Source organism: Stakelama marina (genome assembly GCF_018122655.1).
Lineage (GTDB): Bacteria > Pseudomonadota > Alphaproteobacteria > Sphingomonadales > Sphingomonadaceae > Sphingomonas > Sphingomonas marina.
This window is the reverse complement of the sequence record NZ_JAGRQC010000004.1, coordinates 410,106-435,627: the sequence shown is the minus strand read 5'-3', so window position 1 is coordinate 435,627 and position 25,522 is coordinate 410,106. Positions and strand designations below refer to the sequence as shown.

Genomic DNA, 25,522 nt, shown 5'->3' with positions numbered 1-25,522 from the left:
TTACCTCAGATCACCAGCTCGCGCGGGCGTTTTTTCAGCCACTCGGCGACCATCAGGCGGGTGAAGGTGACGGCGGTGAAAACGCTCGTCACGATACCGATGGTCAGCACGACGGCAAAGCCGCGCACCGGGCCGGAGCCGAAGATGAACATGATGAACGCCGCGATCACGTTGGTGATGTTGGCGTCGAAGATCGCGCGGCTGGCTTCCTTATAGCCGACCTCGACCGACTGGATGATCGACCGACCGCGCCGCTGTTCCTCGCGAATGCGTTCGTTGATCAGCACGTTGGCGTCGACGGCCGCACCGATCGTCAGCACGAAACCCGCGATGCCGGGCAGCGTCAGCGTCGCGTTGAACAGCGCCATGATCCCCAGAATCATCAGGATGTTCACGATCAGCGCGATCGTCGCGTACACGCCGAACCGGAAATAGGTGATCAGCATGAACGCGATCACCAGAATCGTCGCGAGCCCGGCGGCAAGCGCGCCCTTCTGCTGCGAATCGATGCCGAGTTCGGGGCTGATCGTCGACTGGTCGATGACGTTGAGCGCGATGGGCAGCTTGCCCGACCGCAGTGCGATCGCGAGTTCGTTGGCCGAATCGACGGTGAATCCACCTTCGATCATCGCGCTTCCGCCCAGAATCTGCTGATTGATGACGGGCGCGGAGATCACGACATTGTCGACGATGATCGCAAAGCGCTTGCCGACATTTTCCTGTGTCGCGCGCGCAAAGCGGCGGCCGCCCTGCGCGTCGAACTTCATCGTCACGATCGGCTGGCCGGTCTGCTGGCTGAATTCCTGCCGCGCATCGGTCAGCATGTCGCCCGAAATCAGGGTCGAACGCTTGAGCGCGATATTCTGGCCGGCACTCGGATAGGGCAGCACGACATCGCCGATCGGCGCATTGCCTTTGGCGACCTGCGCAGGATCGGCATTTTCGTCGACCATCTTGAATTCAAGCTTGGCGGTCTTGCCGAGCAGATCCTTCAGCGCCTTGGGGTTCTGCAGGCCCGGCACCTGGACGACGATCCGGTCATTGCCCTGACGGACGATGGTCGGTTCGCGCGTGCCGAGCGCGTTGATGCGGCGGCTGACGACCTCTCGCGCATCCTTCATCGCGCGGTCCAGCGCGTCGCTGTTGCCCGCCTGGGTCGGCGTGATGACGAAACGCGTCGAATCGACGACCTGAACGTCCCATTCGCGCTGACCGGAAAGCCCGGCGCCGCTGCCCGTGACCTTCAGCAGGCGTTCGCGCGCGGCATCGACCTGGCTCGCGTCTCGCACCATGAAGCTGACCCGGCCTCCGCGCGTCGAGATGTCGCCGATGGCGATACGCGGGCTCGCCCGCATCTCGTTGGCGACGGTGTCGCGCATCTGCTCCAGCCGGTCGCTGGCAAGCTGCTTGGTATCGCCTTCGAGCAGGATATAGCTGCCGCCGGCAAGGTCGAGCCCGAGATTGACCGACGGCGTCGGAATCCAGGACGGCCATTTGGAACGGGCGGTCTGCGGTACGAAGCTGGGAATGGCGAGGACGATCGCGACGATAATCGTCACGAAGACCATCCAGATCTTCCAGCGCGGGAAATCCAGCATCAGTCGTTCGCAGGCTTGGAGCCGCCCGCGGGCAACACCTCGGTCAGCGTCGATTTGACGGCGCGAACCTTGTTACCGGGCGAAAGCTCGATCTCGACGAACTTTTCCTCGACCTTGGTCACCTTGCCGACAAGACCGCCGCCAGTGACGACCTGATCGCCCTTCTTCACCGAAGCGACCGCGTCCTGAAGCGCCTTCATCCGCTTTTGCTGCGGGCGAATCATCAGGAACCAGAAGGCGATGAAGATGAGGACCAGCGGCAGGATGCCGCCGATGAAACCGAGTGGCCCACCGCCCGATTGGGCACCGGCGGTCTGGGCAAAGGCTGGGGTTGCGAACATGTTTTCCTGAACGACTATGTGGAACGGGGCGTGAAACACCCCTGCGTCAAGCGCCGCGCGCTATCACTTGGCGGCGGATTTCGCAACTATTCGGACATGGCTTGCATCGCGCGGCGCATCGGCATACATGCGCGGGCCTTGGTTCGGGACGTAGCGCAGCCTGGTAGCGCATCACACTGGGGGTGTGGGGGTCGCTGGTTCGAATCCAGTCGTCCCGACCAAGGATCTCCTCACCAAAACCAGAAGCCGCAGATTTCCTCGCCAAAGAGGACCTATGCACGGCTATTTGCGTCACCGGAATCCCAGATTGTGCACCTGTGTGTGCACCTCGCTGTGCCAATCGCGCCTCCTTTGGTCACGATCATGAGCGTGTACCGTCGCGGCGCCATCTATTGGTGGCGACGCCAGATTCGCTTGGGCGCAACTCAGGCTCAGCCTATAATGCTCCGGATATCGCTCAAAACTTCGGATCGCGCTGAAGCGAAGAGGCGAGCGCTCGCACTCGATCTGGAGCTGGAAATGGTTGCCGTTAGATTCCCCGACCAGCAGGCCTGCCCGGCACCGGAGAAACTGCGCGCAATCTACAAGGAGGCGCTCGAATATAAGCGCGACCAGATCGTCGCCATTCAGCGCCGCCCTCCGTTCGACGACGCGCAGCACCGCCTTTATAATTCCGCCTATTCGCGAATCTTCGGCGCAATAGCCAGAGTCGGTGCCTGGCCTTCCGATCCGAACATGTGGCGCAGGGAAATGTCTGGTAGCGAAATCGGTGATGAGGAACGCGGCTTGATAGCCGATCTCATCGAATCGCATGCTCCAGCGGCGTTCGCTTTCGAAACCAACTCCGCTGCGCTCGAGCAAACCAAGACCGTCGCGCAAAACGGGATCTCGCCATGTGGTCGCCCGGCTATCGCTCCGAGGATTTTACTGCATCTCATGGCAAATGCTGGCCTCGATGATACGTCCGCGAACAGACGGCTGGCATTATCGATTGTTGCCGCAGCGTATGGACAAGCATGCCGTGAGGCTAACAGGCGACTCGACGAGCACGTAGCCACAGAAATCGGCCCCGACATTCCCCGTGTACTAGCCGAACTCCTTGAAAGCCGCGATCAGGCGAATACGGACTGCGCAAAAACCACGGTGCCCTCGACGGCCCCGGTCGATCTGGTAAGCGCAGCCCTTTCGGCGACATCGTTGGAGCCAACTCCCGCTGCAGATCAGCTTGGCGGCCTGATCGACCTACGCATGTCTCAGCTTTGCGCACTGGTCGTCGAAGAAAATAGCAGAAGTGGCGACTGGCAGGATTCGGCCTGCCGAAACGCCAAGGCCATCAGCGATATCTTCATCGCCGAAAATGGCGACCTGCGCATGAGTCAAATTGATCGGCGCCATCTGCTGGCACTCGACCGGCGGCTCAAACGTCTTCCGGCAATCTGGGGCAAGAGCCGCGAGGATCGTGCCGGCGGACTGAAGCATGTGTTCGCGCGCGGAGAACAGCTTGCGGCGGAGTGGGACGCCGATCCCGAAGCTGCCAACCGCAACAAGGTCCCCAAAGTCGGACTGTCTGCAACCACGCACAATCGGCATATCAATACCTTAAAGCAGCTATTCGACTATGCGCGCGATCTGGAAGATGGCGACGGAAACGCAACACACGTACATCCGCGCGTGGGCTTTCAGAATCTTCGGCAAAAGGACCGCCGAAAGAAAAACGCGCGTAAGCCGGTTCCATCGGAAGAAGATCTGCGCTCGCTAGTCAGCGGTCCGGTCTTCACCGGTTGCGCCGGACAGAACGACCGACTCACACCGGGTTCCAGCGTCATCCACGACAGTTTTTATTGGGGACCGCTGCTGCTCATCGTTTATGGCGCCCGTTCAAATGAACTCTGTCAAATGCCCTTGGCGAATATCTACGAAGATGCCCTGGTCGCGCACTTTAAGATTCGAGCTAGCCGCGATCAGACCATAAAGACAGCGGCGACCGACCGGGACCTTCCGATAGCGCCGAAACTCATTGAGCTTGGGTTTCTCGATTACGTCCGGGCGCTGAGGTCCAAGGGGGAATATTGGCTCTTTCCTGAACTCAACACGACAAAAGTACCGGCGCGAAAGCGGTTTCGTGAGGACGTGTTCGTACCGCTCCTCCAGCATCATTTTCCAGACGGCACATCGAGCCTGCTCGATGGCAAGGACATCGATACCCAGTCGCTGAGAAAATTTGCCACAACCTATCTGCGAAAGGCGACACCGAAGATCGAACTCGGAATTCGTCAGGCATATTTCGGTCACGAACGCGCGACAACGCTGGAGGGCACTTACGAAGACGACCCTTCGCTTGAAGAGTTGATGCCGTGCGTCAAGAGGATGGGACTCCTCATCGAGGCAATCGAGCACTACCCCCTGCGACTTCGGCATTAGTTCGCACAAAGCATAGCCGTCGAGCCTAGCGGACCATGTTCATGCAAAGTCCTTAGATATTAAGCCGGTTAGCAGGTAGCGCGAGGTTCCGAACAGCTCCGGAACCGCGCCCGTTTCACGCTGCGATCGGCATCAGCATATTGCCGGGCGGATAGATACCGGTGATCGCATACCATTTCTCGGCGAGCGAGCGGCAGGCCGCGGGCGTTCGCAGCCAGTTCTGCCTGCGCTTTCCGAACTCCGGGCTCGAAGGATCATAGACCCGGGTCGTGATCAGCATGTGCGCATGCGGATGAACGCCGGGCCGATCATCGCGATCGACGCGATAATGGACCGCCCAGTCCGCGACCATGCCCTGGGCAGCGATATGGTCTTCGAGGAACCCCTCGACCATCTCGCGCCACACGGCCTCGCCCTCATGCTCGGGCAGTGAGCCGACGCAATGTGCCATTATCGCTTCGCTCGGCCGCATCTGTTTGGCGGCGGCGTCGAGCTTCTCCCACAGCGCCACCCCTTCGAGCTCAGGCACCTGCGAACGCTTCGGGCCACAGCGCCCGGCCATAACCAGGTCCTGCTTGTGCGACCAGTCGGGCATCGGCCCGACATCGTCGATGCCATGCAAGCGGTGAATATAGCAATAGCTACATTTACCAGTGCGATGCGTGCTGCGCACGTCCTCGCCGCGGGCGTTGACCGGGTTCCAGACGACATAGCGGATGTTGAACGGACGGTGGATGTGGATGCTCATCGGATCTTCCTTTCTTGTAGGTTGCGCACGGCAAAAGGCCCCGCCGTGCTGGGGATGGGAGATTGGTCTTGATCGGATAGGCGCGGCGCAGACCCCGCGCGGGTGTCAGCGGTGGCGCTCGCGCCAGCTGATCTTGCGGATATCGGGCGAACGGCACTGCGCATCTGCGGCGAGCCAGTCGGTCTCTGCCTCGAGCGCGGCCTGGCGCACCTCGATCCACCAGCATTTGCGCTCGGGCGACCAGCGGTAGCCGCGCGCCTTGAGCCGATCCTTGACTTCGAACGGTGCCCCGGTCGCGCTGACGAGCCAACCGGGTTTCGAAGCGGAAATGAGTAGTTCGGCCATGCCGCTGCGACCGCCGGGGAGCGGGCTCGCCAGCAGCGCGACCAGCGCCTCGACATCGGCGGCAGCACGGTGGCGCGCGTTGAACCAGCCGCATAGTTCGGCAAGCAGATGCCCTAGCTTGCGACTCTCCACCCCGTGCGCCGCCCAGTCGATATCCTTGAGCGAACAGGCCCACGGCTTACCAGCGATGTCCGGATACCTCGCCTCGATCCAGAGCGCGTCGAACGCACAGTGATGCGCGATCATGACGTCCGCGCCTTTAAGCAGCCCGAGCACCGCATCATCGTCGATGCGCTGGCCGGCAAGCTCGGCATCGCTGAGACCGGTCAGCCGTTCGATCGCGGGCTCGAGCGGTTCTCCCGGGTCCTCAAGCCAGCTTTGCGTCTTACCGATCCCGGTGATGCGTCCGCGGCGGTCGAACCGAACCGGACACAAGGCGACCTCGATAATCTTGCCGGTTCGGTGATCGAGCGACGTGGTCTCTATATCGAGGACGATGGCGGTCCGCTCGCGACCCTCGGGCGCGAACCGCGGGAGATAGTCGAGCGGCGGCAGGCTGCGCAGCACCCGATAATCAGGATGGCGGTCGAGCGCTGCGGCAAGCCGCTCGGTTTCTGCCGGCAACCAGGCTGCGGTTCGCTCAAGCTCTTCCAAGTCGGTGATCATAGCATATCTCCAGCGGCAGATACGCAAGACCCCGCCGGAGCGGGGTCTTGCGAGATGGTGCGATCGCGGGATCGGTCAGACGATGCTCAAGCCACTCTCGAACGTGATCCACGGCTCGCCCTGCCCCCTTTTGAGCGCCTGGCGATAGTCATGCTCGAACGACTGGGCGCGAAGGACCGGGCGCGACGTCGCCCATCCGTAAAGCTCGGGCGCGCTGTCGACCTGGCCGTGCATCCAGTCGCGAAGCGCGAGCATCGTTTCGAAGAAAATCCCGGCCTCGGCTTCGCGGAACGCCCCAAAATGCGCCCAGAGCATCAGCCGCGAGACCGCCTCGGCAAGGGCGGCGGTCTTGAGCGGTAGCGTCAACCGCTTGTCCCAGAGCGCGGCGTTGCTGGCATCGCTCCTCGCCAGCGTCGGGATATGGAGCCGCTGGTAGAGCACCGCCTCGTCGCCATAGATGTCGCCGGCAAGCGAGGCCGGGTCGATGACCGTCTCGCCACTCGTGAGGCGGGCAAGGCTGGGTTCGACGAAGAAACGCCGTGCCGACGCATCGGCGGCGAGCACCGCCCGGTCGGCGGGCGACACGATCGTCTCGGCGCCTGCAACAAGCGCTTCGTTGACCAGATAGGGCAGCGGGAACTCGGGATCGCGTGCCGCGGTCGGGCACGATGCAGTGATCGTTGGCCTACCCTCGGCGTCACTGGCGATGCTTACCACCGCCACGGCGACGGAGCGCCGTGCCATGATCTCGACATCGGGCAGATGGTCGACGGGCACGCAGGCAAGTCCGATCGCCTGGACGGGGGTGGCAAACTGGTAATAGGTCATCGTCATACTCCTTGGTTGACGAGAACCAGGGCGCGAGGCGCGTCCTACGCTTTTTCCTCTCTTTCCTGATTCTCGCCCTCCCCGCCCCTCCAGGGCGGCACGCGCGCGCCGGAGCGCTGCGCGTTTTTCCTTCGCCTGCGTACAGGCGGTGGCATTCGCAGGGGTTCATGGGGCTCTCCAATGAAGTCTGGGTTGAGCATGGTCTACTCGACGGGGTCGGCGTCCGGTCACCGCACATGCGTTGGAAACATGCTGCGCAACGCGGTTCGCTTGAGTGCGATGTCGAGGCTGGCACGCAATAGCGCGCGGTCGGCGCGCGATGGCTCCGCCCAAAGATCAGTTCGATCCTGTGCGCCAGCTTCGACGAGCTGCGCCCGCAGTCGCTGCTCGCGGCGGCGATGAAGGTTGGCGCTTACGCGGATGATCGTCTTCGCAAGCCAATACGGCATGGCGGCGACAAGTCTTGCCAGAAGGCACGCTACGCACAGCAGCATCAGTGTCGGCAGTATCTCGCTCATGATGGTCTCCTTTTCCCCGCCCCTGTGCCGGCTACTCAACTTTTCACTTTTTCATTTGCGCGAAGCCGACGGGGTTCGCCTCGCTTGCCGACCCGGCTATGCAGTCCCAAAAGGTCGCGTCCGGGGAGAATCGCATTGGCAAAATCATGGGTGTCGCAGCCGCTTGCCGACTTGCTCCAGCGCACGGACCTGCTGGCCAGCGACGTCGATGCCGAGCTCAGCGCCCGGATCGCACGCAGGGTAGCGGCGGTGCTGGGCCATCGCGATGCCATCCCTACGCGGATCCGCGCAGCTAGCGGGTTCGCCGTCGTCGCGCTCAAAAGACACCACGGAAGACTGCTGGTCGAAATCGAACAACGGGACGGCGACCTGCTGCGTTGGACCTATCGCGAGCGGAGCCGCAACCACTGCATGTTTGCCTGTCGCGGTGATCTGCTTGCGGTCGCCATCCCTGCCCTCGTCGGCAAGTCCCTGGCGGCACTCGCGGATCCCGGCTTTGCCGTTTCCGATACCCGCATCCAGTCGATCGAGCCGTGTTCGGATGGGTGGATCGAAGCCTGTATCGACCCTGGCTGGCAGCAATTTTGAAGGAACGCACTACCGTGACCGAACCCGCCCGGCTCGCCTCCGCGCATCTCGAAGATCTGGCCATCGTCGCGATCACCACCCCGCCGGACGCCGAGACGATCGCGCTGTACCCCGAACTCGGTGCAAGCGAGCGCGGTAAGCTACGCGCGCGGCTGAAACAGCTCCTGCGCTACGGCCTTCCAGCGACTTCCAAGGACGATCCAGGCATTCGCCGTGGTTACACGCTGCGGCAATGCCTTGTCCTGTCGGCGACCCTCTGCCTGATCGACACCCATCTCCCGCTCGGTCTCGTCGTCGATCTGGTGAAGGCAAACGAGCGCGAGATCGTCCGCTGTGGACTCGATGCAATCAAGCGCGGTGCGGTGGACAAGGAACAAGACGATCTCGCGGTTATTGTTACCGGTGAACTCTGGGCGATTCTCGATGCGAACGCATATTCGAGCAGCGAACCCATGCGTCTGCGCTGGATCAAGCGAAACGCACTCACCGACGCTTGGGCCGAGGCATGCGACCTGGAAGCCCGAGGCCAGCGTGTCATCGTCGACCTTGGCTTCGCTGCCCGTACGGTCTGGGGCTGGGTCGCCGAGCGCCGGCTTTTGCCTGGCGATCAGGTCGATCTGCTCTACGCGGCATTGTCAGCCGAAAAGGAGGGTTTGCGCTAAAGTTTAGCGGTCTATCAGACCCACCCCGCGATATCTAGGATAGCGTGCTATCTTTTGTTTTGACTTTCTCTTCCATTCGGCTATGCTGGACGGCAAGAGGAGCAAATCAATGGCCCAGTGCGACCTGACGCTTGCCAATATCCGCCCCTGGGGTGCCAGCCTCAGACCCGTGACGATCGGACGCAGCACCGAAAAGCTCGAAGATCCCGCCGGCCGGTTTTGGGACAGCGTACGCGACTGCCTGTGGGGCGCGCATCTCGACATGTGCATGTGCGAGGATCAGGACGACCAGCTCGAACTGTTGCGCGCTACTTTGCGCTGCATCGCTGAAGATATGCACCGCATCGATCCCGATGCGATGGTCGAGCATTTGTTCGATGGCAGTCTGATGTTCTTCCGCCATTACCTGCTTACGCTTGGTCACCACCAGTTCGTCGAGCACGAGGCGGTGGTCTTCAAACATGCGCAGCTTTCCCCCTTGGGATGGAGCGTGCTCGCCATGCTCGAAGCCACCAAGCCCGTCATTATCGAAAATCGCGCTGACCCGGCGGCAGACCGCGCCGCCGCCATCCAGCGCGGCGAAAACCGTATCCACATCGACTGAGGAGAACGCCATGCCCTTCCCCCCCTTCACCGGCCAGAGCGGCGCGACCGAGTTCGAGCAGATGCGGCGCGACGCCAGCACCACGCTGGCGCAGGACCCCCACGCCTCGTTCAAGCGGCCAAGGGTAGCAGAACAGACCGGGCCGAGCGATCTGGTCGTCGTCGATACCGATGAGATCATCGGTAGCGATTCCAGGTTCGTCCGCACCGAGGTCGGCGGTAAGCCCGCAATCGCCCTTGAGGAGCGCGCCGCCGACGGTAGCTGGCGCGTGGTCTGGAACCTGCCGAGCGAATCCGCCGACGCCCGTGAAGGCATGATGGGCTGGCTCAATACCCAGCAGCATCGCTGGTCACGCTTCGCGACGATGTACCACCGCCGCGGCGGCGACGAACTCACCCAATGGATCTTTGAGTTGATGGTGGTCCCGACCACCGCTGCCGCTCGGGCGCCGCGACTCGAACCTGGCGGCGGGTCAAGGCAGCGAGCATCGTTCGCCCCGCGTCCAGCCTCTTCCGTCGATATCGGACAGGCAATTCGATACGGCCGGCACGCCGACGCCCAGAACGCCTATCGCTCCCAAACCGCGTCGCGACCACGCCCGGTCTGGGACGACGGCTGTTCGTGCCGAGGCGGCGGTGTGCGCGGCGCCGGTCGCTACACGGCCGGCTACTGAACGATAGCGGAGTTCGCTCGATGTGGAACGATCCTGAATGGTTCTTCACCGACGAGCCTCACATCATGTGGGGCCGCCAGTTGCGATACGGCAAATACAGCAACCGCGACATGTATTTTATCGACACGCCGGATGGCCGCCGCCACGCTACGTTGCGCCGGGCGTTTGCCAGCTATCGCGCTGGGGTCGATGGTCGAGGCCCCGATAATGACGAGCTCGAGGTCATGCGTAGGACGCTCGCGTGGATCAACGTGCAGCGCTACGAGATGGAAGTGGTGGCGCCGGGCGGGAAATGCCCGTCAAAGCCGCGCGGCGCGCGGATCGATCACCGGCGCGTCATCTGCGACGTGTTTGGCGGTTCCCCTGCCCTGTTCGAAAGCTACCGCCGCTATCTCCAGATGCTCGGCTTCGCGACCCCCATCGAGAAGGACGTCTTCGGCCTGACCCGCGAAGGCCAATCCGCGCTCATCATGCTCGAACTGACCCGCCGTACTTCGCCGACCTTCATTTACACCCAAGGTCTGTTCGACGACCAGCGTGAGAACCGCTGGACCACCGTTGATCCCAACCGTTGGGCGACCGGACTGCTGCTGCCGGTCGACTAATTCCGAGTCCAGCGCCCGCAGGCGGTGCGTTGGTTACCGGCACGGCCACTACGCCCAAAGTCCCAACCGCCCTCGACCGCCGATTGAATGCTCCGCCGCCGACGGCGCGCGTTTCGACCCTTGAATGCGCGATATGGCACCGTGCCACTCGTGCGAAAATCATCCTCGTTCGTGTCTGAACTGGAAGTTCGAAGAGAGGGGAAAAATTCTCTCTGTCGGCTCCGCCGCCCAGAAATGCCGCGCGCCGCGGAAACGGAAAAAGGAAACAGAATGAGCAACAATCTCGACCATCAAGGTATCAATCACGGCACCGTCGCCCTCGGTCAGGAGATGACTCAGAGGGGCGAAAGGCACAGTGACGCCGATCTGCTGTTCCTGGGCGGCCCGCGTCCGTCCGGAGACCAGCTGACCAGCCTCGCGCACTTCGCGTACGCGAAGAGCCGTGAACACGCTGACCGACAGACCAGTCAGTGCCACCTATGTCCAGCGTTACAGCGAGCTCCGCGCGCAGCGCAAGCCCCCGCTTCATCAACTCGGGCTTCGAGATCGGAACCCACACCACATCGCTGGCCCCTGTCTCATCAACTAATTGGCGTATGCCACCTGGCGGGAGACCAACAGCCGGGTCGACGACAGGAACAGGACCCTGGCGATGCTGGGCGCCATCATGGACGCGCCGCAGTCGCGTCGTTTCTCGGGTTACTGGCAGCATCCTGGCGCCGGCCGCGGCGACCGGGCGGCCGATGACTTCTTCGCCAACTTCAACTGACCGACGCCGGCGATGATGTTCGTGGCGTCTTTCCCGCCGCCGAAGCAGAGATGCAGGAATTCGTAGTCGACCGCCTGCGCTCAAAGACGTGGCAGAACGAAACGGGACCAGCTATAATAACCGACGTCGCCAGCTTAGGTGGCTCGTGGGCCATGGACCGGCAGCAAGGAGAAGCGTGATGACCGAATACAGTATCACCGAGTCTGGCAGCCTAAGCGATATCGGCCGGCGCGCGCGGCGCCTTCGCGACCATCTCGGCATGACCATCGATCAGGTTGCGGCTGAAGCGCGGGTCGAAAAGCGCGACGTCACAAACCTGGAAAGAGACGCAGACGTCGCTCTTGGAACCGCGCTAGCCATTCATGAGGTCCTGAGTGGTAACGGGCCGGGGGACACGCTGTTCACCCAGCCGCGGCTGCGGAGCATCGACGAGGTCGAGGCCTTCGAAAAGCGCAGGCTGGCAAGCAGATGAAGCGCTGGAAAAACGTTGGACGGATCGAGGCTTCGCGATCCAGGCCGGAAGGCTAATCCGACTTGCAGCCGAATCGCACCAGTCTGAGCGGAGTCACGCGGGAACCAAGCAGGAGTAGACGTGGTGCAGAAACAAAATACGGAAAGCTCGGTCGACCTCATTTCACCAGTCGGAATGCGATGGCTCAAGAAGCACCGGATCAACTGCGGATGCCTCCAGCGTGAATGCACCGTAAGCCAGATCGGAAATCTTTACGTCACTAGGCCGCGCATTGATCCGCGCAGATATCATCCCGACGACGGATTCGGATGTCGCGATCTGCTTATTCGAAAAGGCTCTCACTGGCTTTTGCGGCATCAATATAAAAACTGCCTCTATGAAGATCAGAGAACTGGTCACGGCAAACTGACGATATCTGGCGCTTCAATCCCACCGTCGGCGTGCATCGCTCTGAAAGACAGCCTCAAGCCGCTCGCTGAAGTTGTTGAGATTCCTGATCGATGTCTGGCATCGCGGGTTCAAGGCCAGGTAGTAAGTGCGAAATGCGTCCGCGGTGACGTGGTGTTCAGATTTAGGATCAAGTGGCTCGAATTGCAGCGGCCGTGAGCCTACGAGGAAATCCCAGGCTTGCCTTCGTCAATCCTCCGTTTTCGGCGCTGCTCATATGGCTGCGCCGCGCTCACAGTGGCGAGCCGGCAATGTGCAGACGGTCGTCTCCCTCGTTGCGGTTCGAACGGACTCGAGGTGGTTCCATGAGAAGCTGAGCCCCGATGCAGACGTTTACCTGCTGCAACGCCGGGTGCGCTTTTTGAATGCGCACAGCAAGGGGCAGCACACGCCCTTTTCACTCATGGTGCTGACCCTGGGCGCAACCGCCGAACAGAAGGCGCGATACGCCGAACTGGTGCCAGGCTTCTGGTTGGCGCGCAGCACTGCGGGTCCGGCCGGGATCCGGGAATGAGCGTTAGTCCAGATTACAGCCTTCCGCTGTTCGCAAGTTTTGGGCCGGAAAAAATACGATAGCTGCCCGTCCGCAGGACGATTCAACGGTGACGGCAGCCGCTAACAGAGCTGCCGATGAACGGCACAGATCGAATCCCTGATTGCAGCCGATCGTTCATGTGTCCGACTGACGCGCGAACAACTGGTACCACATAGCTCGCTCTGAGTGTAGCGATCCCAACCTTGCGGAATCGTCCAGTCGGCGTGGTGGCTCAGAGTTGTCTGTTGCCATCCGTCCTCCCTGAACCTTTTGCCGATTCTTCCAGGGCTTGATGCCTGGAAGGCGAGCGCGATCCCTGATTCAGTCGGTCGACATCCGTTCGAAATCGTCCATCCATGGGAGCAGGTCGGCAATCTTGTCCATGAAGGGATAATCGCGCTGCTGGCCTAGATCAGCTCCATGGGCCACCGACAGCATGAAATGCTTCTTCTGGCCTGATGCGATCTCCCGCGCCGCGGCGAGGAAACTCTCCGCATTGCCGTTCTGGAGCGCGAACTCGACGTCGTCGATCTGGCAGAATGCGACATCGCGCCGATCGACTGGCTCAATGCCGCCGTCGGCATCCGCCAGTTGATGGGCTGCCGAGACCACCTTCTCGGCCTGGTTCCGCGCCATCGTGAGCCAACTGTCGGCAGTGACGATGATTGCCTGGCAGTGCGTTGACATTGCCAATGACCCGATCACGCCCTTCCTGGCATGGGCGAAGAAACGCCAAAGCTGGAACATGCCCTTCGCCAGCTCATCGAAGCCGAGCGCGGCGTCGGCAAGCGGGTCATCGGCATAGCGCGCCGCGAAGCTCATGCGCTTGGCCTTGCACTCGATGGCAGCGACTACGCAGCTGTCCTGGTGCACGAGAATGTCCGGTGTGCGATATTGCGTCTTCTTCGGTCCATAAGTCGTCTCGCCAGTGACGTCGAACGGCGCCATCATTGCTTGCAGGTAGTCGTGAACGTAGGCTTCGAAGCGCTTGCCGATATCGGCCCAGACCGAAGCGCCACCGCGCACAACATCGAGATACAGGCCCGACGTATAGCGATACATGATCAGCTCGGGGATTGGCGCGCGTAGGCGCTCGCCGTTGTCACCGAACGCGATGATCGGAAAGTCACGCAGGATGCTGGGGCTGTAGCCGGTGTGACGCTGGCCTTCGCGTATCTTAGCCGTACGCGCACGCGCCGCACCATGCCCGATCGACAGCTTGGCCAGTGCCGCTTCGCGGACCTGCGCTCCAATGCCGATCATCGACAGATCGCGGTTGCGGTCACCATAGTCCCGCCCGGTCAGCGCGCCCGAAAAGCACGCGCCGACCTTTACGAAATCGGGCAGCGACATAGCGGCATCTGCTTCGAAGAAGCTGCGGGCGCTTCCTGTACCATACAGCAGGATAGACCGGTACAAATGCGGTGCGTTGGCGACGCCGCGTTGCCAGGGAAACTGGCGCTGCGCGATGCGGGCCATCTCATAGAACACATCGTGGTTCTCGAGAAAAATTCCGTCCTCGGCATTTTCCACCTTCACGAGAATACCGTGCAGCACGCGCAAGGTTTGGAAGCGTGACGTATCGAGCACCCGGGTTCGGCCGATCCCGAAGTTCCTCGGCTTGGGGGCGGCGAGCAGTTCGTTGACCAGTGTCTCCAGCGACCAGAGCGGGATATGATAGGGAGAGCCAAGCTCGGCCCCGAGCGCATCGGCAGGCAGGTCGGGCAACGCCTTCAGCGCTGCGGCATGGCCAGTCTGTACGGCGACCAGGGCCGAGATCATCGAAATCACCTGCTCGTCGAGGCTGTGCGACAGATAGCGCGCCAGCTTCCTGCGATAGACGTCCCGACCGAGCTTGCTCATTTGCGGCGAGCCTTTCCCGTAAAGCCCATATGTCCGGAATTCAGGCGCCGCACCCTAACCGAATAGTGATCGATGCGCCTCGCGCTCTGGCAGGTTGAATCGGCGCTTAATGAATTCGATCAGTTTCTGACCCGCTTCGGTCGGCGCGAGTGTATGGCCCTTACACTTAGGGCAATTCAAGCTGGCCCGCGGTTCGTAAGGAGTGGCCGGCGGCGCGTCTCCAGTGCCGTTGCAGGCGTCGCACGGCTCTTCGAGTTCAGGTAATCCGCTGTCCGTCCCACTCATCTTTGATCCTTCGCTGGTCCGATTTATTTGAGTTGAACATGCCGCCCGCGCCGCGCAGGATCAAGGAGGTGGACCTCACTGAAGGGCAGTGCTGCCGCCTTGGCACCATGCCTAGCCTGCAACTCCTGCGCGCCACGGTCTGGCGACGAGCCGAGCGGCACCGTGATTACCAGGATCTGCTCCGCGAACTTCTGCTGATCCTTTGCGGAAAGGCGCGCCGTGATCGCGTTATCGATGGCGGCATCGATGCCCTTTTTCGAGTGAAGGACTCGCCCGCGCGCGCGGGCCGCGGTGAATTGCTGCGATGTCGCATTGTCCTGCAGCCCGATGAAACCCGGAACAGCGCCGCCGCCTGCCATGCTCTTCGCCACTTCATGGCCAGCACGCGCTAGCGCGGCAGTCACTTCAATTCCGACGGGTGGTTCACCATTGACCATCAGCCAAGCATCGGGCGGCTGGTCATCGAGAGGAAAGCGCACCCGCGAGTCCTCTGGATAGCGCCCGTCTAGGAAGTGCCCGACCGCAACGACTTCGTCGTGTAGTTTCTTCCAGGCGCCCCGGCCCTCACGATAGGCCTGGAGATCCGCTTGGGCGATTGGCAAGCTGCTGAATTCAGCGAGATGACGCCTCAGCGCGGCAACCGTCACGCCCGCCTGCGCAGAGATATCCGCATAGAGCGCTGCCAGCGACTGGGCAGTAAACGGGGACGGCAGGTGTGGCATCGATCGGCCCATCCATATTCTCGCAAGCCACCGCCATGCGCCTTCGATCCATCGGCCAAGGCGCATCACGGACGACCGATCCCATAGAGCTCGGCGGCGAGTCTTGCACCGGCTTTCACTTCCATCGCGGTCGACGAGCACCGGAACGCTTCGATCAGGCGTCCGGCATAGTCTGCGCGACCGCGCAGCCAGCCCCGGCGATCGTCGTACAGCGAACCGAGACATGTGATCGCCATGGTCTCCTTGGCGAACTGCCGATCGAACCCCATCAGCGCTTCGTAGCGGTGCTGAGCGTGGGTCAGTCCCTCGGCAAGGGCAACAATTTCGGCGTTACGATGAGCCTTGTGAAACGCCTCCCAGAAGCCACGCGCGCGGCGAAACTTGCGGGCCACCTCCAGCCCACCCGGCCGCAACAGTCGATGGATAACTCCGTGCATATTGGTCTCACTTCGCTATATCGGTAGTCGAATGGGCGGGTACGCCATGGCTGGATTCGGGTGACGGCGCCGAGCTCCCGTCAGCCAGCGCACGCAGCCACATAGTCCATGGGAAGGTAAGCCGATGAACGCCAGCAAGGCAGCGCCAGTCTATTACAGCGAGCTGCGCCTTTCCAACGTGAAAGCGTTCCTGCCCGGTGTCGTGCTTGATCTTCGACTGGATGGCGGACCTGCGCCCTGGACCCTCGTGCTGGGCGAAAATGGCCTCGGCAAGACGACACTCCTGCAATGTTTGGCACTAATGCGGCCGATCCTCAACGTGGAGCAAAGCGCACGCACCGACGCACGCGACCCCGATCGCGTCGAACCGGCGATTCCCGCCTATGAAGATGCGCTGCTGGTCGAGATTGCGCGGGTCGGCGAAGGATTGCAGGTCGGCATCGAAGCGGAATTCTCTATCGGACGGGAACTTCGGCCGGCGGAACGGCCCAAAGGGCGCGGGAAACACGTCGCGACCAAAGCAGCATATCGCGTCGATAAGCAGGATCTCACCGAATTCGATTTCAGCAAGACCAAACGCAAGCCATTCCTGCCACCCCTAGTCGTTGGCTACAGTGCGGCCCGCCACCCGCCATACCGGCGCAGCGATGTCGTTTCCGATCAAGAGGACTCGACCGCCTCGCTGTTCAACGCTGAGATCGAACTCGCCGATGCGGTCCAGATTCTCGAAGATCTCGATCATATTGCGCTGCGCGAGGATCGCAATCGTAATGACAAAACCGATAGCACCGCAGAAAGCCGCGCGGCGATCCTTTACCGCGAGATCCGGCAGGCGCTCGCCTGCATCCTACCCGAAGTCGAGCTTCCCGAGCGCATCCACGTCTATGGTCCGGCACTTCCCGGCTTTGCCGAGGAAAAGACCGGCGTCTGGATCGAAACTTATTCAGGCGAAGTCCCGCTCCACTCGCTGAGTATTGGCTATCAGACGATGTTCGCCTGGACCGTTGACCTCGCGTGGCGCATGGCCGAATATCACAAGGACAGCGTCGATCCGCTCCGCGAACCTGCGATTGTTCTGATCGACGAACTTGATCTTCATCTCCACCCCAAATGGCAACGCCGCGTCCGTCTTGACCTGTCCAGCGTCTTTCCCAAAGTGCAGTTCATCGTCACGACGCACAGCCCGGTGCTGGCGCAAACTTATCTCGACACGAATATCGCGGTTGTCATCCGGGAAGGCGATCACGCAATCATCGACAACGACCCGCAGACCGTGCGCAGTTGGCGGCTCGACCAAGTGAGCGTTGGGTTGCTGCACGATGCGAACCCCTATGCCCCTGAGATTGTCGATGCCTTCGAGACACGCCGGACTCTGCTCGGCAAGCAGACGCTTAATCTGGAAGATCGAGAACGGCTCGAGGCCGCCAATGCTCTGGTGGCCGCCATCCCGAGCGATCTCGCGCCCGAGGACGACAAAGCCGCCAAGCTCATTCGCGAAGCTGCAGCGCTGCTGGCGACGCGCGCGTCGTGATCCGCCATACCAAGTCTACCGAGGTGCCGTCGTCTCTCGGGCGCGGGGGCCAAGCTAATGAGGGCAACTGCACCGCCTATGATGCCGCAGCAGCGGACTATCGAAGCGGCGCGCGAAGCTTCGACATCCGTAAAGGGATTTACGGCACTGACGTCGTGAAACGCCAACTGAAGGCCGACCAGCACGACAAATGCGCGTTCTGTGAGGCAATTTTCGACGCCAATGTCGCCGGAGATGTTGAGCATTACCGCCCGAAGGGCGCGGTCGATACCGATGCAGGACGAATTTATCCGGGCTATTATTGGCTTGGTTACACTTGGGAAAACCTCTGCTACGCTTGTCCGGACTGCAATTCCTACCGCAAGCGCAACTGGTTTCCCTTGGAGGACGAAGCCAACCGCGCCCGCGATCATCATGCCGACCTCACGCTCGAACAGCCGCTGCTGTTAGACGCCTATGGTCCGCGCGACCCGCGTGAGCATATTACCTTTCGTGGGGAAGCGGCGACCGGTTTGACCACAGCGGGTGAGGCGACAATCGATATTCTTGCGCTTGGCAGGACAGCGCTCGCCCGTGATCGTCTTCAGCATCTGCGGAGGCTCACCCTGGTGCATGAGAGCGTATCCGTATTCGGTGACGATCCGCGCCCCGAGGCTATCGCTTATCTCGAGCGCGCCCGGGCTGAACTCGCCGCCGCCATCCTGCCCGGTGCCAAGTACAGCGCGGCAACAGCCGATCATCTGGCGGCGCTTGATGCGGGCCAGAACTTCCTGCCCGCCTCGGCATCGTAGCTGTCGACCTTCTAGCGAGCGGCTTGATGCGAGGGCGCGCCTGTACGCTCTTGCGACGTCAGCAGCCAGCTCGCGAGATGGTGGCCGGTCGGCGTTAGACTTGGGGCATCGGCAAGTGTTGCAACATCGGCGATTTCCTCTGCGATCTCGGCCCGGCGGCGGGTGAGGTAGATGCGGTCTTCCGAGGAGGTCGAAGGCGCTGCGTCAAGCAGCGCCAGCCACTGGTCGATCGCCGCAAACACATAGAGACCGTGGAGCAGTCCGGAGAGCGGACGTTGGGATTGCTGCCAAGGCGAATAGCCGGTCGCTGCGGTGTCGAGCACCATCGGAACATGACGTTCGAGCAGGGTCAGCTGGAGATGCAAGGCCTCATGCAGCAACGATTCCGCGAGGCGGAGCGTGCCATGCCGCTCGCCGACCGGCACCGATACAAAGATGGAGAAGGGGATCGAGGGTTCCGAATGGCTGATATCATAGCCGGGCCCGGGCGCCTCGATCACATGGATTGCGCGCACCAAGTGTGTGACCGTTCCGCCTGCGTCGCCCGCAGTCAGCTGCGTCAGCGTAGTGTCGATCGCGGCGCGAATTGCTATATGGCTCCCCATTGCGGCCGCATCGCGAAACCGGCCCTGAAATACCTTCGGCAATGGCTCGATCGTCAATCCCTCGCGTGAGTTATGCGGAGCGTCGGCAAACGGTGGCATCTCGCCGAGCCACCGCGCAGTAGTATAGCCGGTTTGGGTGGTCGCCTGTGGTGTCGACCAGAAATCCTCGACCAGGGCGTCGGCAAGGCCTGGGAGCCAGAATGGCTCACCAGCGGCGATGCGAGCGTCGAGCTCCACGCCGATATCAGCCATCGTGCTGCGCGTAAAAGGAATAGACCAGTGTAAACCGCGTCCCGCCATGCAGCCGCGAGACCGCGTGATGTGACGCCGGGCTGATCGCGAAGCCGATCGCGCTCCCCGATACCGGCCGCAGGATTCGGTGGACGTCGCCGGCGTCATCGCTGTTGAACAGCATGAAGAAACCGCCATCCGCGTCAGTGAGGCCACGATTGAGCTGCACGGTCAGCCGGTGCGTTTCGCCGCCCTCGCGCATATCATTATGGATGGCGATGCGCTGGCCGGGGTTGAGGCGGTGCGCAACCAACTGAACATGCTGGGCGAGTGCATCGCCCAGCGCCTGCTCCATCTTTCGCCGCAAGCGCTCGAGCATCTCAGGATCGACAAGGCACACAAGCGCTGGCGGCAGATCAGCATCGCGCAGGTCGAATTCGAACTGCTCGTAGAAATCGGTCTCAACCAGTGACCAGGGGGCACCCGTCTCAAGCCAGTCAAGCAGCACAGGCTCGATCGCAGCATCCAGGCAATGCTCCGCCACGAAATATCGAAACGGCGCCGTTGCCGATTCCACCGGTTCGAGCCGCGCATAGGGGTCAAGGCTATCCAAGACCGGCATCTCGCGCTAGCGGTTATGCCGGTGATAGGTGCGGTTGTAGAGGGTGGTGTCGGCGACGATGCTGGCATCGCACTGGCGCACCTCGGCGATCAGCCGCTGCAGCGCTACGCTGTCGGTGAGCGGGAGATCGCGGGCGGGCGCCGCCGCATCGCGGGGTAATGGAATGGGCTCGTTACGCATGGTTCAATCCTCAGTCAGCATGGGGTAGGGCGGCTTCGGCCAGTCGACGCATTTTTGCAATCAGATGGCGCTGGTCGGCGCAGAAGATGGTCGGATTGTCATAGCCGCGAGTTTCGCTCCAGCGGTGCGCGACCATGCCGCCGCCACAAATGCCGAGATCGGGACAGACCTGGCACGCTGCGGCGCTCGGCCGTTGCTGGCGATAATAATCGGCGAAGGCCGGGCTACCCAGGATTTGGTCGAAGCTGTCCGTCAGCACCGACCAGCGTTCGCCGAAGCGATCCTCGCCGGCGCCGGCGACTTTGAGCGTGTCGTTCTTGTCGACCGTGCCGTCAGGCTCGATCACCAGGATCCCGTAATCGGTGGTGCCGACGCCTTCCTTGATCGAACGGCCGCCAAGAACGAGCCGCAGCATATCGTCCAGCAGCCGCACCCTTGGCGGCTCGGGGTCGGACAAATAGCTGTCCAGAAACCCTTCGAGCCACCGGCCATATTCGGTCGTCCCCGGCGCCGACTTGCCGAACGGCAGCGTGTCCCAATTGCCGTCTCGCGGTAGGATGTCGAGGCCCGGAGCGCCCAGCGCCTTGAGCGCCGCATAGACCTCGGCTGGATCGCTCTCGGGGTCAATCACGGCCAGCACGCCCGCAAGCAAGGGCCGCGCGTCCGCCCGCGCAGTCACATTTTCGATCCCGGCGCGGACTCTCGAATAGGATCCCTTGCCGCGATGGTCGATTCGAAACCGGTCATGGACACGTTGCGGGCCGTCGATACTCACGGATATGCCGACGTCGTAACGCACCAACACATCAATGACTGGATCGCTCAGCAGCGCGCCGTTGGTCTGGATATGGATGCCGCACGGGTGCGGCAGGGCATCCCTTAGTCTGGCGCAGAACCGCTCGAGCTTTGCTGCACCGAGAAGCAGGGGCTCCCCGCCGTGCAGAACGACGCTAAACGGAGCGGATTGCAGCGCATATTGGTCGGCAAGACAGCGGGCGACGGCATCAAGTATCGCATCCGACATCTGCTTGGGCTGATCGCGCCACGCGGTGTCGCCCATGTGATAGACATAGCAATAGCTGCAATCGAGATTGCAGCGGCTCGCAACCTTGAGCAGAACCGTGTCGAGCTGGCGTGCGCCGCTCTCCGGCCTGGTCACCGATTGTGCCGATTGTAGGTTCGGTTATACGCGCCTGCCGCCGCCCGCACATCGCCGGCGCGCACTTCGGCGATCACCCTTGCGAGTGCTACGCTGTTCAGAGGGGCGTCGACGCTCGTCGCGATCTGGTTGTCCGTCTGCATGGAGTGCTCCTTTCTATGATCTATCATAGCGAAGGATGAGGCTGAATTCCAGCAATAAATTTCCCAGAATCTTGGGCGAATTTAGAAATATGAATGCACAAATATTGCAATTAATTGCACTCATAACCATCAATGTTTTAAACACCATTAAATATACATATAATTTGGTATAGAAATTATCTTGGCATAATTTAGTAATATCGAGTTATGGAACGACGTTAAACTCAATTAAATTTACTCATCGACTTATAAATGGGGTGACGGTAAAACTGCAGAGTGCGTCACGGCGCTAGAAGATCGATGGAGCGAAGCGTGCATAACAAGACGGCGGCCGCAAAGACTGTTACGCGTTGTTGCCGATCAGGCGTCGCTGAAAAATTGAAAGCGAGACTGGCGTAATATTGTAAGGGCCATGGGAGTTGCAAGCTGTCGCGCCTACATACCTGTGGGTGACGATTGACAAACGAAGAGGGCGTCGAATGAGCAACCAGACGAATATAGAAGCACTGGATCTGCCAATGTCCGCTGTCGCGCCGGTTCGGCTCGGCAAGAACGCCGACGAGAAATCGTGCGGATTATTTCTGCCGTACCGGTCCAATCTCCCGATGGGACTGGTTGTGGATTGGGATGACCAGAAGCATATGATCCACTTGGATGGATCGTATGCTTTTAAAGAGGCTGCAGTTGGTGCCGGCAATCCCATCCGTGGCGTAATAGTTAGTCAGGTTGAGTATCGGGTGGATGCCACGTCCCGTTACAATTCCGAGGAGGAATTTGACCCTGCTGGCGCGCTTGTCCTCAGGAGTGGACAACTCTTCATCAGTTGTCGGAGGCTCGGGGATCAATTTCACGACGACCCATATCGGGTGCCCTTGATGAAGGGTTTCGCCGAAGGCAGTGCGGATGAAGCGTGTGGATTTACCCGTTGGAGCATCGCTGTCCGGGAGAGCGGAGATGTGAAGGTAATTCGTTCGTTTGAGGCTCAACCCAAGACTTAGCCAGTATTTCGGCCTGTACAGGCGGACGATCAAGAACAGTCATCGAACGACTTCTCGGCGTCTGTTGTCCGAGAAATGGACGATACAAATGTAGTGCCTTCGGATCGAAATCCTCGCATCGTACCTTTCAATGCCGGTTCCAGCGGAGGAATTCGAGAAGCCTTTTGCCGTCCTCAGTCGGGACAGCGCCGCCGCCGTTACATGCATTACAGTGGCCGCCGTACTCTATTCGGTTGCCGTCCCTCCGATTGGGGATGCGACCTTCGCCGTCGCAAGCGGCACATCTTGTCTCGAGTGCTGGCAGGTTCCCTGAACCGTCAGCGATAAGGGTGCGACGCATCAAATTACCTCGTCTTGGAATGGTCTGGCACGACCTTTCGGTGTGCAAAGCATTGGACTTAAAGCCTGCGACCTCCGTCAGTTCAGACGATCGGAAATACGGTGTCCAACAGCAATGTCGCCTTCAGGGCGCGCCTGAGATGGCAGCGTAGATATAGTTTGCAACACCCTTGCGCAATCTCGTTTTGTTCTCCACCATGATTTCCAAATTTTTGGGGTTCCAATGATATCTGTCTTCTTCTCCTATTCCCACGAGGACGAGCTAGTTGCGCAACCAGTTGGAGCAGCAACTCGCCATTCTCAAACGCCAGAATGTCATCGCCACTTGGCATGACCGTCGCATTACGGCGGGTGAGGTGATCGACCACGCCATCAGTAGCAATCTCGAAATGGCGAATATAATTCTCTTGCTGGTCAGCCCCGCATTTCTGGCCTCGGACTACTGCTATGACCGCGAAATGCAGCGTGCCATGGAACGTCACGAGGCTGGCGAGGCAGTCGCTATTCCGGTGATCCTCCGTCCCTGCGACTGGCATGGAACGCCATTCGGCAAGTTGCTGGCTACGCCTACGGACGGAAAGCCTGTCACCCAATGTGCTGATCGCGATCAGGCGTTCCTCGAAGTAACGAAGGCTATCCGGGCCGCTGCAGCGAAGCTTGGGCCACAGCAGCGGGAATTACCAGCGCATACTTTCTCACCAATGCAGTCGCGACCGAAGTCATTGGTCGCACCGGCTTCGCGGTCTAGCAATTTGCGCCTCGCGCAGACTTTCACGGAGCGCGACAAGGACCATTTTAAGGTCGAGACTTTCGAGTTCATTGCCCGCTACTTCGAGGGCTCACTTGAGGAGCTTCAGGCCCGTAATCCCGGCATCGAGGGCACTTTCCGGCGCGTTGATGCAAACCGCTTCAATGCGGTGATCTATCGCGGCGGGAAGGCCCTGACGCGCTGCACGGTTTTCATGGGCGGCGGCTTCATGAACGGCATTGCCTATACTGCCAATGAAACCAGCGAGAGCAATTCCTTCAATGAAAATCTTAGCGTCGAAGCTGATGACCAGATGCTCTACCTGAAATCCATGGGGATGAGTTTTAGGGGCGGAGCCGGTGAAAAGCTTTCTCAGGAAGGAGCCGCTGAGTTGTATTGGGGAATGCTCATCCAACCACTTCAGAGCCGCTAGTGTCCTGTCCCGCAAATAGCTTTACATAGGCGTTCGACTTTTTCGAGGATTGCTTCGCTTGTCGCGGTCCAGGCAAATGGTTTCGCCTTGGCGTTGTATGCCTGCACGAAGGCGTTGATTTTATCGACGAGGTCCTTGGCGCTGACGAAAGAAGCGCGACGGATCTGGCGCTGGGTGAGAAGCGCGAACCAGCGTTCGACCTGGTTGAGCCAAGACGCATAAGTCGGCGTGTAATGAACATGGAAGCGCGGTCGCGCAGCAAGCCAGGCGCGGACTTTGGGATGCTTGTGCGCGGCATAGTTGTCGACCACCAGATGAGCGTCGAGGTCAGGCGGGACATTCGCCTCGATGTGTTTGAGGAAACCCAAAAATTCCTGGTGCCGGTGACGGGCGCGGCACTGGGTGAGAACCTGGCCATTCGCGATATCGAGGGCCGCGAACAGGGTCGTGGTGCCATGCCGGACATAGTCGTGCGTGACACCTTCGAGATATCCAAGACCAAGCGGCAACACGGGCTGCGTGCGTTCCAGCGCCTGGATTTGCGTTTTCTCATCCACGCACAGGACAACCGCGTGATCCGGCGGATTGAGGTAGAGCCCGACGATGTCCTTGACCTTGTCGACGAACAGCGGATCAGTCGAGAGCTTGAAGCTCTTCGAACGATGCGGCTGAACGCCGAATAGCGTCAACATGCGTCCCACAGTGGTCTTGGACAGGCCCGTGGCCGCAGCAGCGGAGCGAACTGTCCAATGCGTACCATCTGCAGGCTTGCCCTCGAGAACCGTGCGCAGCAACTGCGCTACCCTCTCTTCGTCATGGGTTCTCGGCCGCCCTGGCCGGGCTTCTCCGTAAAGTCCCACGAGCCCCTGTTCGAACCAGCGCTTGCGCCAGTGGCAGACCGTTGGGTTCGTGGTTCCGAGCCGGCGCGCAATTGCGGTGTTGGTCTCGCCATCGGCTGAGGCCAGAACGATCTGCGCACGACGAACCACACTGTGCGGGGCGGAATGGGAACGACTGATCCGCTCCAACTCTTCGCGCTCGCCATCACTCAGGCAAAGCACCCGTTCCTGCGGCCGACCGACACCCACCATATTCGTTCTCCCTCGAGACAACGAATCTTCCACCTGCTTCGACTTTATGTAAAGCTATTTGCGGGACAGGACACTAGGAGGCACAGGCATGATCGATCCGTCCGAGTGTTTTGCCGCCCCGATTTCAGCCGCGCAGGAGATGACTCTTGTCCTGCCTCGTGGGGACTATGAACACCGCTGCCTGATCGTGATGAGCGAGGGCAAGCCCGTGGTCGTTTGTCTTGACGAACTCCATCAGCTCGGCCGGTTTTTTGCGTTCGAATGTGACGGCCAGAATAGTTGGAATGGCCTTCATATTCCCGGCGTCCGTATCGAATTGGACGAGGCCAGCCTGAGTGAGCCGCAGGGGCATTTTATTCCGCGAGGCACAATGGAACGCTCCGAGGACAAGCTATCCTTGCGGGTGCAGTTTGAGAGGCGTTTTCACTCGTCGGCTAGCTCTATCACGATCCTAGATGTGTCCGTCGTCAGATCATTTGGCTCAACTCGCGGTGTAAATTAGCGGAGTGCGGGCCTCGTCTGGG

32 protein-coding genes and 1 tRNA gene are annotated in these 25,522 nt (G+C 60.8%); 15 read left to right on the top strand and 18 right to left on the bottom strand.

Going from position 1 to position 25,522, the window contains the following annotated elements; all coding sequences use genetic code 11:
• Positions 1 to 5: 5 nt before the first annotated feature.
• Together secD and yajC are read right to left on the bottom strand one after the other, a co-directional pair.
• Positions 6 to 1,598, bottom strand: a complete 1,593-nt coding sequence (gene secD / locus J7S20_RS14805; protein ID WP_284055010.1) for a protein translocase subunit SecD — start codon at positions 1,596 to 1,598, stop codon at positions 6 to 8.
• Positions 1,598 to 1,939, bottom strand: coding sequence for a preprotein translocase subunit YajC (gene yajC / locus J7S20_RS14800; RefSeq protein ID WP_284055009.1), 342 nt, complete (start codon positions 1,937 to 1,939; stop codon positions 1,598 to 1,600). Before yajC ends, secD begins: the two co-directional genes overlap by 1 nt.
• Before the next feature lie 144 nt (positions 1,940 to 2,083).
• Here yajC and J7S20_RS14795 point away from each other — a divergent pair.
• Positions 2,084 to 2,160 (top strand) — tRNA-Pro (locus tag J7S20_RS14795).
• A gap of 142 nt (positions 2,161 to 2,302) precedes the next feature.
• Positions 2,303 to 4,360, top strand: coding sequence for a hypothetical protein (locus J7S20_RS14790; protein WP_284055008.1), 2,058 nt, complete (start codon positions 2,303 to 2,305; stop codon positions 4,358 to 4,360).
• A gap of 115 nt (positions 4,361 to 4,475) precedes the next feature.
• Here the strand turns inward: J7S20_RS14790 and J7S20_RS14785 are convergent, their stop codons facing one another.
• The 4 genes from J7S20_RS14785 to J7S20_RS14770 form a co-directional block, all read right to left on the bottom strand.
• Positions 4,476 to 5,108 (bottom strand): MobA/MobL family protein, encoded by a 633-nt coding sequence (locus J7S20_RS14785; protein WP_284055007.1) that lies wholly within the window; start codon positions 5,106 to 5,108, stop codon positions 4,476 to 4,478.
• 105 nt (positions 5,109 to 5,213) lie between these two features.
• Positions 5,214 to 6,119 carry a 3'-5' exonuclease gene (locus tag J7S20_RS14780; RefSeq protein WP_284055006.1) on the bottom strand — a complete coding sequence of 302 codons (906 nt, stop codon included), beginning with the start codon at positions 6,117 to 6,119 and terminating at the stop codon, positions 5,214 to 5,216.
• 75 nt (positions 6,120 to 6,194) lie between these two features.
• Complete coding sequence (locus J7S20_RS14775; RefSeq protein ID WP_284055005.1) at positions 6,195 to 6,947, bottom strand: hypothetical protein; 753 nt, start codon at positions 6,945 to 6,947, stop codon at positions 6,195 to 6,197.
• Between the two features lie 227 nt (positions 6,948 to 7,174).
• Entirely contained in the window at positions 7,175 to 7,465 is a 291-nt protein-coding gene (locus J7S20_RS14770) for a hypothetical protein (protein WP_284055004.1), read from the bottom strand.
• Positions 7,466 to 7,636: 171 nt separating this feature from the next.
• Here J7S20_RS14770 and J7S20_RS14765 point away from each other — a divergent pair, with 171 nt between their 5' ends.
• The 5 genes from J7S20_RS14765 to J7S20_RS14745 all read left to right on the top strand — a co-directional run bounded on the left by J7S20_RS14765 (position 7,637) and on the right by J7S20_RS14745 (position 10,597).
• Positions 7,637 to 8,053: a hypothetical protein gene (locus J7S20_RS14765; protein WP_284055003.1), complete on the top strand. Its 417-nt coding sequence runs from the start codon at positions 7,637 to 7,639 to the stop codon at positions 8,051 to 8,053.
• A gap of 14 nt (positions 8,054 to 8,067) precedes the next feature.
• Positions 8,068 to 8,715, top strand: coding sequence for a hypothetical protein (locus J7S20_RS14760; protein WP_284055002.1), 648 nt, complete (start codon positions 8,068 to 8,070; stop codon positions 8,713 to 8,715).
• Between the two features lie 109 nt (positions 8,716 to 8,824).
• Positions 8,825 to 9,319, top strand: coding sequence for a hypothetical protein (locus J7S20_RS14755; protein ID WP_284055001.1), 495 nt, complete (start codon positions 8,825 to 8,827; stop codon positions 9,317 to 9,319).
• Positions 9,320 to 9,329: 10 nt separating this feature from the next.
• Positions 9,330 to 9,992, top strand: a complete 663-nt coding sequence (locus J7S20_RS14750; RefSeq protein WP_284055000.1) for a hypothetical protein — start codon at positions 9,330 to 9,332, stop codon at positions 9,990 to 9,992.
• 20 nt (positions 9,993 to 10,012) lie between these two features.
• Positions 10,013 to 10,597, top strand: coding sequence for a hypothetical protein (locus J7S20_RS14745; protein WP_284054999.1), 585 nt, complete (start codon positions 10,013 to 10,015; stop codon positions 10,595 to 10,597).
• Between the two features lie 159 nt (positions 10,598 to 10,756).
• Here the strand turns inward: J7S20_RS14745 and J7S20_RS14740 are convergent, their stop codons facing one another.
• The gene (locus tag J7S20_RS14740; protein ID WP_284054998.1) at positions 10,757 to 11,074 is read right to left on the bottom strand and encodes a hypothetical protein; all 318 of its coding nucleotides are present in this window, start codon (positions 11,072 to 11,074) and stop codon (positions 10,757 to 10,759) included.
• A gap of 112 nt (positions 11,075 to 11,186) precedes the next feature.
• Here J7S20_RS14740 and J7S20_RS14735 point away from each other — a divergent pair, with 112 nt between their 5' ends.
• The 3 genes from J7S20_RS14735 (at position 11,187) to J7S20_RS14725 (ending at position 12,799) form a co-directional block, all read left to right on the top strand.
• Complete coding sequence (locus tag J7S20_RS14735) at positions 11,187 to 11,366, top strand: hypothetical protein (RefSeq protein ID WP_284054997.1); 180 nt, start codon at positions 11,187 to 11,189, stop codon at positions 11,364 to 11,366.
• 175 nt (positions 11,367 to 11,541) lie between these two features.
• Positions 11,542 to 11,838 carry a helix-turn-helix transcriptional regulator gene (locus tag J7S20_RS14730; RefSeq protein ID WP_284054996.1) on the top strand — a complete coding sequence of 99 codons (297 nt, stop codon included), beginning with the start codon at positions 11,542 to 11,544 and terminating at the stop codon, positions 11,836 to 11,838.
• Between the two features lie 664 nt (positions 11,839 to 12,502).
• Positions 12,503 to 12,799 carry a hypothetical protein gene (locus tag J7S20_RS14725; protein ID WP_284054995.1) on the top strand — a complete coding sequence of 99 codons (297 nt, stop codon included), beginning with the start codon at positions 12,503 to 12,505 and terminating at the stop codon, positions 12,797 to 12,799.
• A gap of 342 nt (positions 12,800 to 13,141) precedes the next feature.
• Here the strand turns inward: J7S20_RS14725 and J7S20_RS14720 are convergent, their stop codons facing one another.
• From J7S20_RS14720 to J7S20_RS14705, 4 genes are all read right to left on the bottom strand, one after another.
• Complete coding sequence (locus J7S20_RS14720) at positions 13,142 to 14,683, bottom strand: hypothetical protein (RefSeq protein ID WP_284054994.1); 1,542 nt, start codon at positions 14,681 to 14,683, stop codon at positions 13,142 to 13,144.
• A 54-nt stretch (positions 14,684 to 14,737) separates the two neighbouring features.
• Positions 14,738 to 14,968 (bottom strand): hypothetical protein, encoded by a 231-nt coding sequence (locus J7S20_RS14715; RefSeq protein WP_284054993.1) that lies wholly within the window; start codon positions 14,966 to 14,968, stop codon positions 14,738 to 14,740.
• Positions 14,969 to 14,991: 23 nt separating this feature from the next.
• Complete coding sequence (locus J7S20_RS14710; RefSeq protein ID WP_284054992.1) at positions 14,992 to 15,690, bottom strand: hypothetical protein; 699 nt, start codon at positions 15,688 to 15,690, stop codon at positions 14,992 to 14,994.
• A 65-nt stretch (positions 15,691 to 15,755) separates the two neighbouring features.
• On the bottom strand, positions 15,756 to 16,082 hold the full coding sequence (locus J7S20_RS14705; protein WP_284054991.1) for a hypothetical protein: 327 nt from the start codon (positions 16,080 to 16,082) through the stop codon (positions 15,756 to 15,758).
• A gap of 169 nt (positions 16,083 to 16,251) precedes the next feature.
• Here J7S20_RS14705 and J7S20_RS14700 point away from each other — a divergent pair, with 169 nt between their 5' ends.
• Together J7S20_RS14700 and J7S20_RS14695 are read left to right on the top strand one after the other, a co-directional pair.
• Positions 16,252 to 17,658: an AAA family ATPase gene (locus tag J7S20_RS14700; protein WP_284054990.1), complete on the top strand. Its 1,407-nt coding sequence runs from the start codon at positions 16,252 to 16,254 to the stop codon at positions 17,656 to 17,658.
• The gene (locus tag J7S20_RS14695) at positions 17,655 to 18,449 is read left to right on the top strand and encodes an HNH endonuclease (RefSeq protein ID WP_284054989.1); all 795 of its coding nucleotides are present in this window, start codon (positions 17,655 to 17,657) and stop codon (positions 18,447 to 18,449) included. The genes J7S20_RS14700 and J7S20_RS14695 overlap by 4 nt, the downstream gene beginning before the upstream one ends.
• A gap of 11 nt (positions 18,450 to 18,460) precedes the next feature.
• Here J7S20_RS14695 and J7S20_RS14690 read toward each other — a convergent pair whose 3' ends face one another.
• Genes J7S20_RS14690 through yhhA (J7S20_RS14670) form a run of 5 tightly spaced genes read right to left on the bottom strand, consistent with a single transcriptional unit; the run spans position 18,461 to position 21,389 of the window.
• Complete coding sequence (locus J7S20_RS14690) at positions 18,461 to 19,354, bottom strand: aKG-HExxH-type peptide beta-hydroxylase (RefSeq protein ID WP_284054988.1); 894 nt, start codon at positions 19,352 to 19,354, stop codon at positions 18,461 to 18,463.
• Positions 19,299 to 19,907 carry a cyclophane-containing peptide 2OG-Fe(II) oxygenase YhhC gene (yhhC, locus tag J7S20_RS14685; protein ID WP_284054987.1) on the bottom strand — a complete coding sequence of 203 codons (609 nt, stop codon included), beginning with the start codon at positions 19,905 to 19,907 and terminating at the stop codon, positions 19,299 to 19,301. The genes J7S20_RS14690 and yhhC overlap by 56 nt, the downstream gene beginning before the upstream one ends.
• Positions 19,908 to 19,913: 6 nt before the next feature.
• A complete protein-coding gene (gene yhhA / locus J7S20_RS14680) occupies positions 19,914 to 20,087 on the bottom strand; it encodes a YhhA family cyclophane-containing RiPP (RefSeq protein ID WP_284054986.1) in 174 nt (57 codons plus the stop codon).
• A gap of 10 nt (positions 20,088 to 20,097) precedes the next feature.
• On the bottom strand, positions 20,098 to 21,246 hold the full coding sequence (yhhB, locus tag J7S20_RS14675; protein ID WP_284054985.1) for a cyclophane-forming radical SAM/SPASM peptide maturase YhhB: 1,149 nt from the start codon (positions 21,244 to 21,246) through the stop codon (positions 20,098 to 20,100).
• Complete coding sequence (gene yhhA / locus J7S20_RS14670) at positions 21,243 to 21,389, bottom strand: YhhA family cyclophane-containing RiPP (RefSeq protein ID WP_284054984.1); 147 nt, start codon at positions 21,387 to 21,389, stop codon at positions 21,243 to 21,245. The genes yhhB and yhhA (J7S20_RS14670) overlap by 4 nt, the downstream gene beginning before the upstream one ends.
• Positions 21,390 to 21,868: 479 nt before the next feature.
• Between yhhA (J7S20_RS14670) and J7S20_RS14665 the strand changes: the two genes are divergently transcribed.
• Positions 21,869 to 22,387, top strand: coding sequence for a hypothetical protein (locus J7S20_RS14665; protein ID WP_284054983.1), 519 nt, complete (start codon positions 21,869 to 21,871; stop codon positions 22,385 to 22,387).
• Positions 22,388 to 22,514: 127 nt separating this feature from the next.
• Here J7S20_RS14665 and J7S20_RS16370 read toward each other — a convergent pair whose 3' ends face one another.
• A complete protein-coding gene (locus J7S20_RS16370; protein WP_430980953.1) occupies positions 22,515 to 22,727 on the bottom strand; it encodes a hypothetical protein in 213 nt (70 codons plus the stop codon).
• A 265-nt stretch (positions 22,728 to 22,992) separates the two neighbouring features.
• On the opposite strand from J7S20_RS16370, the gene J7S20_RS14660 reads away from it, so the two are divergent.
• The gene (locus tag J7S20_RS14660; RefSeq protein WP_284054982.1) at positions 22,993 to 23,907 is read left to right on the top strand and encodes a TIR domain-containing protein; all 915 of its coding nucleotides are present in this window, start codon (positions 22,993 to 22,995) and stop codon (positions 23,905 to 23,907) included.
• Here the strand turns inward: J7S20_RS14660 and J7S20_RS14655 are convergent.
• Positions 23,904 to 24,998 (bottom strand): IS630 family transposase, encoded by a 1,095-nt coding sequence (locus J7S20_RS14655; RefSeq protein WP_284054981.1) that lies wholly within the window; start codon positions 24,996 to 24,998, stop codon positions 23,904 to 23,906. The genes J7S20_RS14660 and J7S20_RS14655 overlap by 4 nt on opposite strands.
• 88 nt (positions 24,999 to 25,086) lie before the next feature.
• On the opposite strand from J7S20_RS14655, the gene J7S20_RS14650 reads away from it, so the two are divergent.
• Complete coding sequence (locus J7S20_RS14650) at positions 25,087 to 25,500, top strand: hypothetical protein (RefSeq protein ID WP_284054980.1); 414 nt, start codon at positions 25,087 to 25,089, stop codon at positions 25,498 to 25,500.
• Positions 25,501 to 25,522 lie beyond the last annotated feature (22 nt).

Bases quoted from the DNA above. Each gene is read 5' to 3' on its own strand.
- J7S20_RS14720 (WP_284054994.1), bottom strand. From the start codon at position 14,683: ATGAGCAAGCTCGGTCGGGACGTCTATCGCAGGAAGCTGGCGCGCTAT.
- yhhC (WP_284054987.1), bottom strand. From the start codon at position 19,907: ATGCCGGTCTTGGATAGCCTTGACCCCTATGCGCGGCTCGAACCGGTG.
- yhhA (WP_284054986.1), bottom strand. From the start codon at position 20,087: ATGCGTAACGAGCCCATTCCATTACCCCGCGATGCGGCGGCGCCCGCC.
- yhhA (WP_284054984.1), bottom strand. From the start codon at position 21,389: ATGCAGACGGACAACCAGATCGCGACGAGCGTCGACGCCCCTCTGAAC.
- J7S20_RS14715 (WP_284054993.1), bottom strand. From the start codon at position 14,968: ATGAGTGGGACGGACAGCGGATTACCTGAACTCGAAGAGCCGTGCGAC.
- J7S20_RS14665 (WP_284054983.1), top strand. From the start codon at position 21,869: ATGAGCAACCAGACGAATATAGAAGCACTGGATCTGCCAATGTCCGCT.
- J7S20_RS14690 (WP_284054988.1), bottom strand. From the start codon at position 19,354: ATGGCGGGACGCGGTTTACACTGGTCTATTCCTTTTACGCGCAGCACG.
- J7S20_RS14650 (WP_284054980.1), top strand. From the start codon at position 25,087: ATGATCGATCCGTCCGAGTGTTTTGCCGCCCCGATTTCAGCCGCGCAG.
- J7S20_RS16370 (WP_430980953.1), bottom strand. From the start codon at position 22,727: ATGCGTCGCACCCTTATCGCTGACGGTTCAGGGAACCTGCCAGCACTC.
- J7S20_RS14725 (WP_284054995.1), top strand. From the start codon at position 12,503: ATGGCTGCGCCGCGCTCACAGTGGCGAGCCGGCAATGTGCAGACGGTC.
- J7S20_RS14785 (WP_284055007.1), bottom strand. From the start codon at position 5,108: ATGAGCATCCACATCCACCGTCCGTTCAACATCCGCTATGTCGTCTGG.
- J7S20_RS14775 (WP_284055005.1), bottom strand. From the start codon at position 6,947: ATGACCTATTACCAGTTTGCCACCCCCGTCCAGGCGATCGGACTTGCC.
- secD (WP_284055010.1), bottom strand. From the start codon at position 1,598: ATGCTGGATTTCCCGCGCTGGAAGATCTGGATGGTCTTCGTGACGATT.
- J7S20_RS14710 (WP_284054992.1), bottom strand. From the start codon at position 15,690: ATGCCACACCTGCCGTCCCCGTTTACTGCCCAGTCGCTGGCAGCGCTC.
- J7S20_RS14770 (WP_284055004.1), bottom strand. From the start codon at position 7,465: ATGAGCGAGATACTGCCGACACTGATGCTGCTGTGCGTAGCGTGCCTT.
- J7S20_RS14780 (WP_284055006.1), bottom strand. From the start codon at position 6,119: ATGATCACCGACTTGGAAGAGCTTGAGCGAACCGCAGCCTGGTTGCCG.
- J7S20_RS14790 (WP_284055008.1), top strand. From the start codon at position 2,303: ATGAGCGTGTACCGTCGCGGCGCCATCTATTGGTGGCGACGCCAGATT.
- yajC (WP_284055009.1), bottom strand. From the start codon at position 1,939: ATGTTCGCAACCCCAGCCTTTGCCCAGACCGCCGGTGCCCAATCGGGC.
- J7S20_RS14700 (WP_284054990.1), top strand. From the start codon at position 16,252: ATGAACGCCAGCAAGGCAGCGCCAGTCTATTACAGCGAGCTGCGCCTT.
- J7S20_RS14745 (WP_284054999.1), top strand. From the start codon at position 10,013: ATGTGGAACGATCCTGAATGGTTCTTCACCGACGAGCCTCACATCATG.
- J7S20_RS14755 (WP_284055001.1), top strand. From the start codon at position 8,825: ATGGCCCAGTGCGACCTGACGCTTGCCAATATCCGCCCCTGGGGTGCC.
- J7S20_RS14655 (WP_284054981.1), bottom strand. From the start codon at position 24,998: ATGGTGGGTGTCGGTCGGCCGCAGGAACGGGTGCTTTGCCTGAGTGAT.
- J7S20_RS14750 (WP_284055000.1), top strand. From the start codon at position 9,330: ATGCCCTTCCCCCCCTTCACCGGCCAGAGCGGCGCGACCGAGTTCGAG.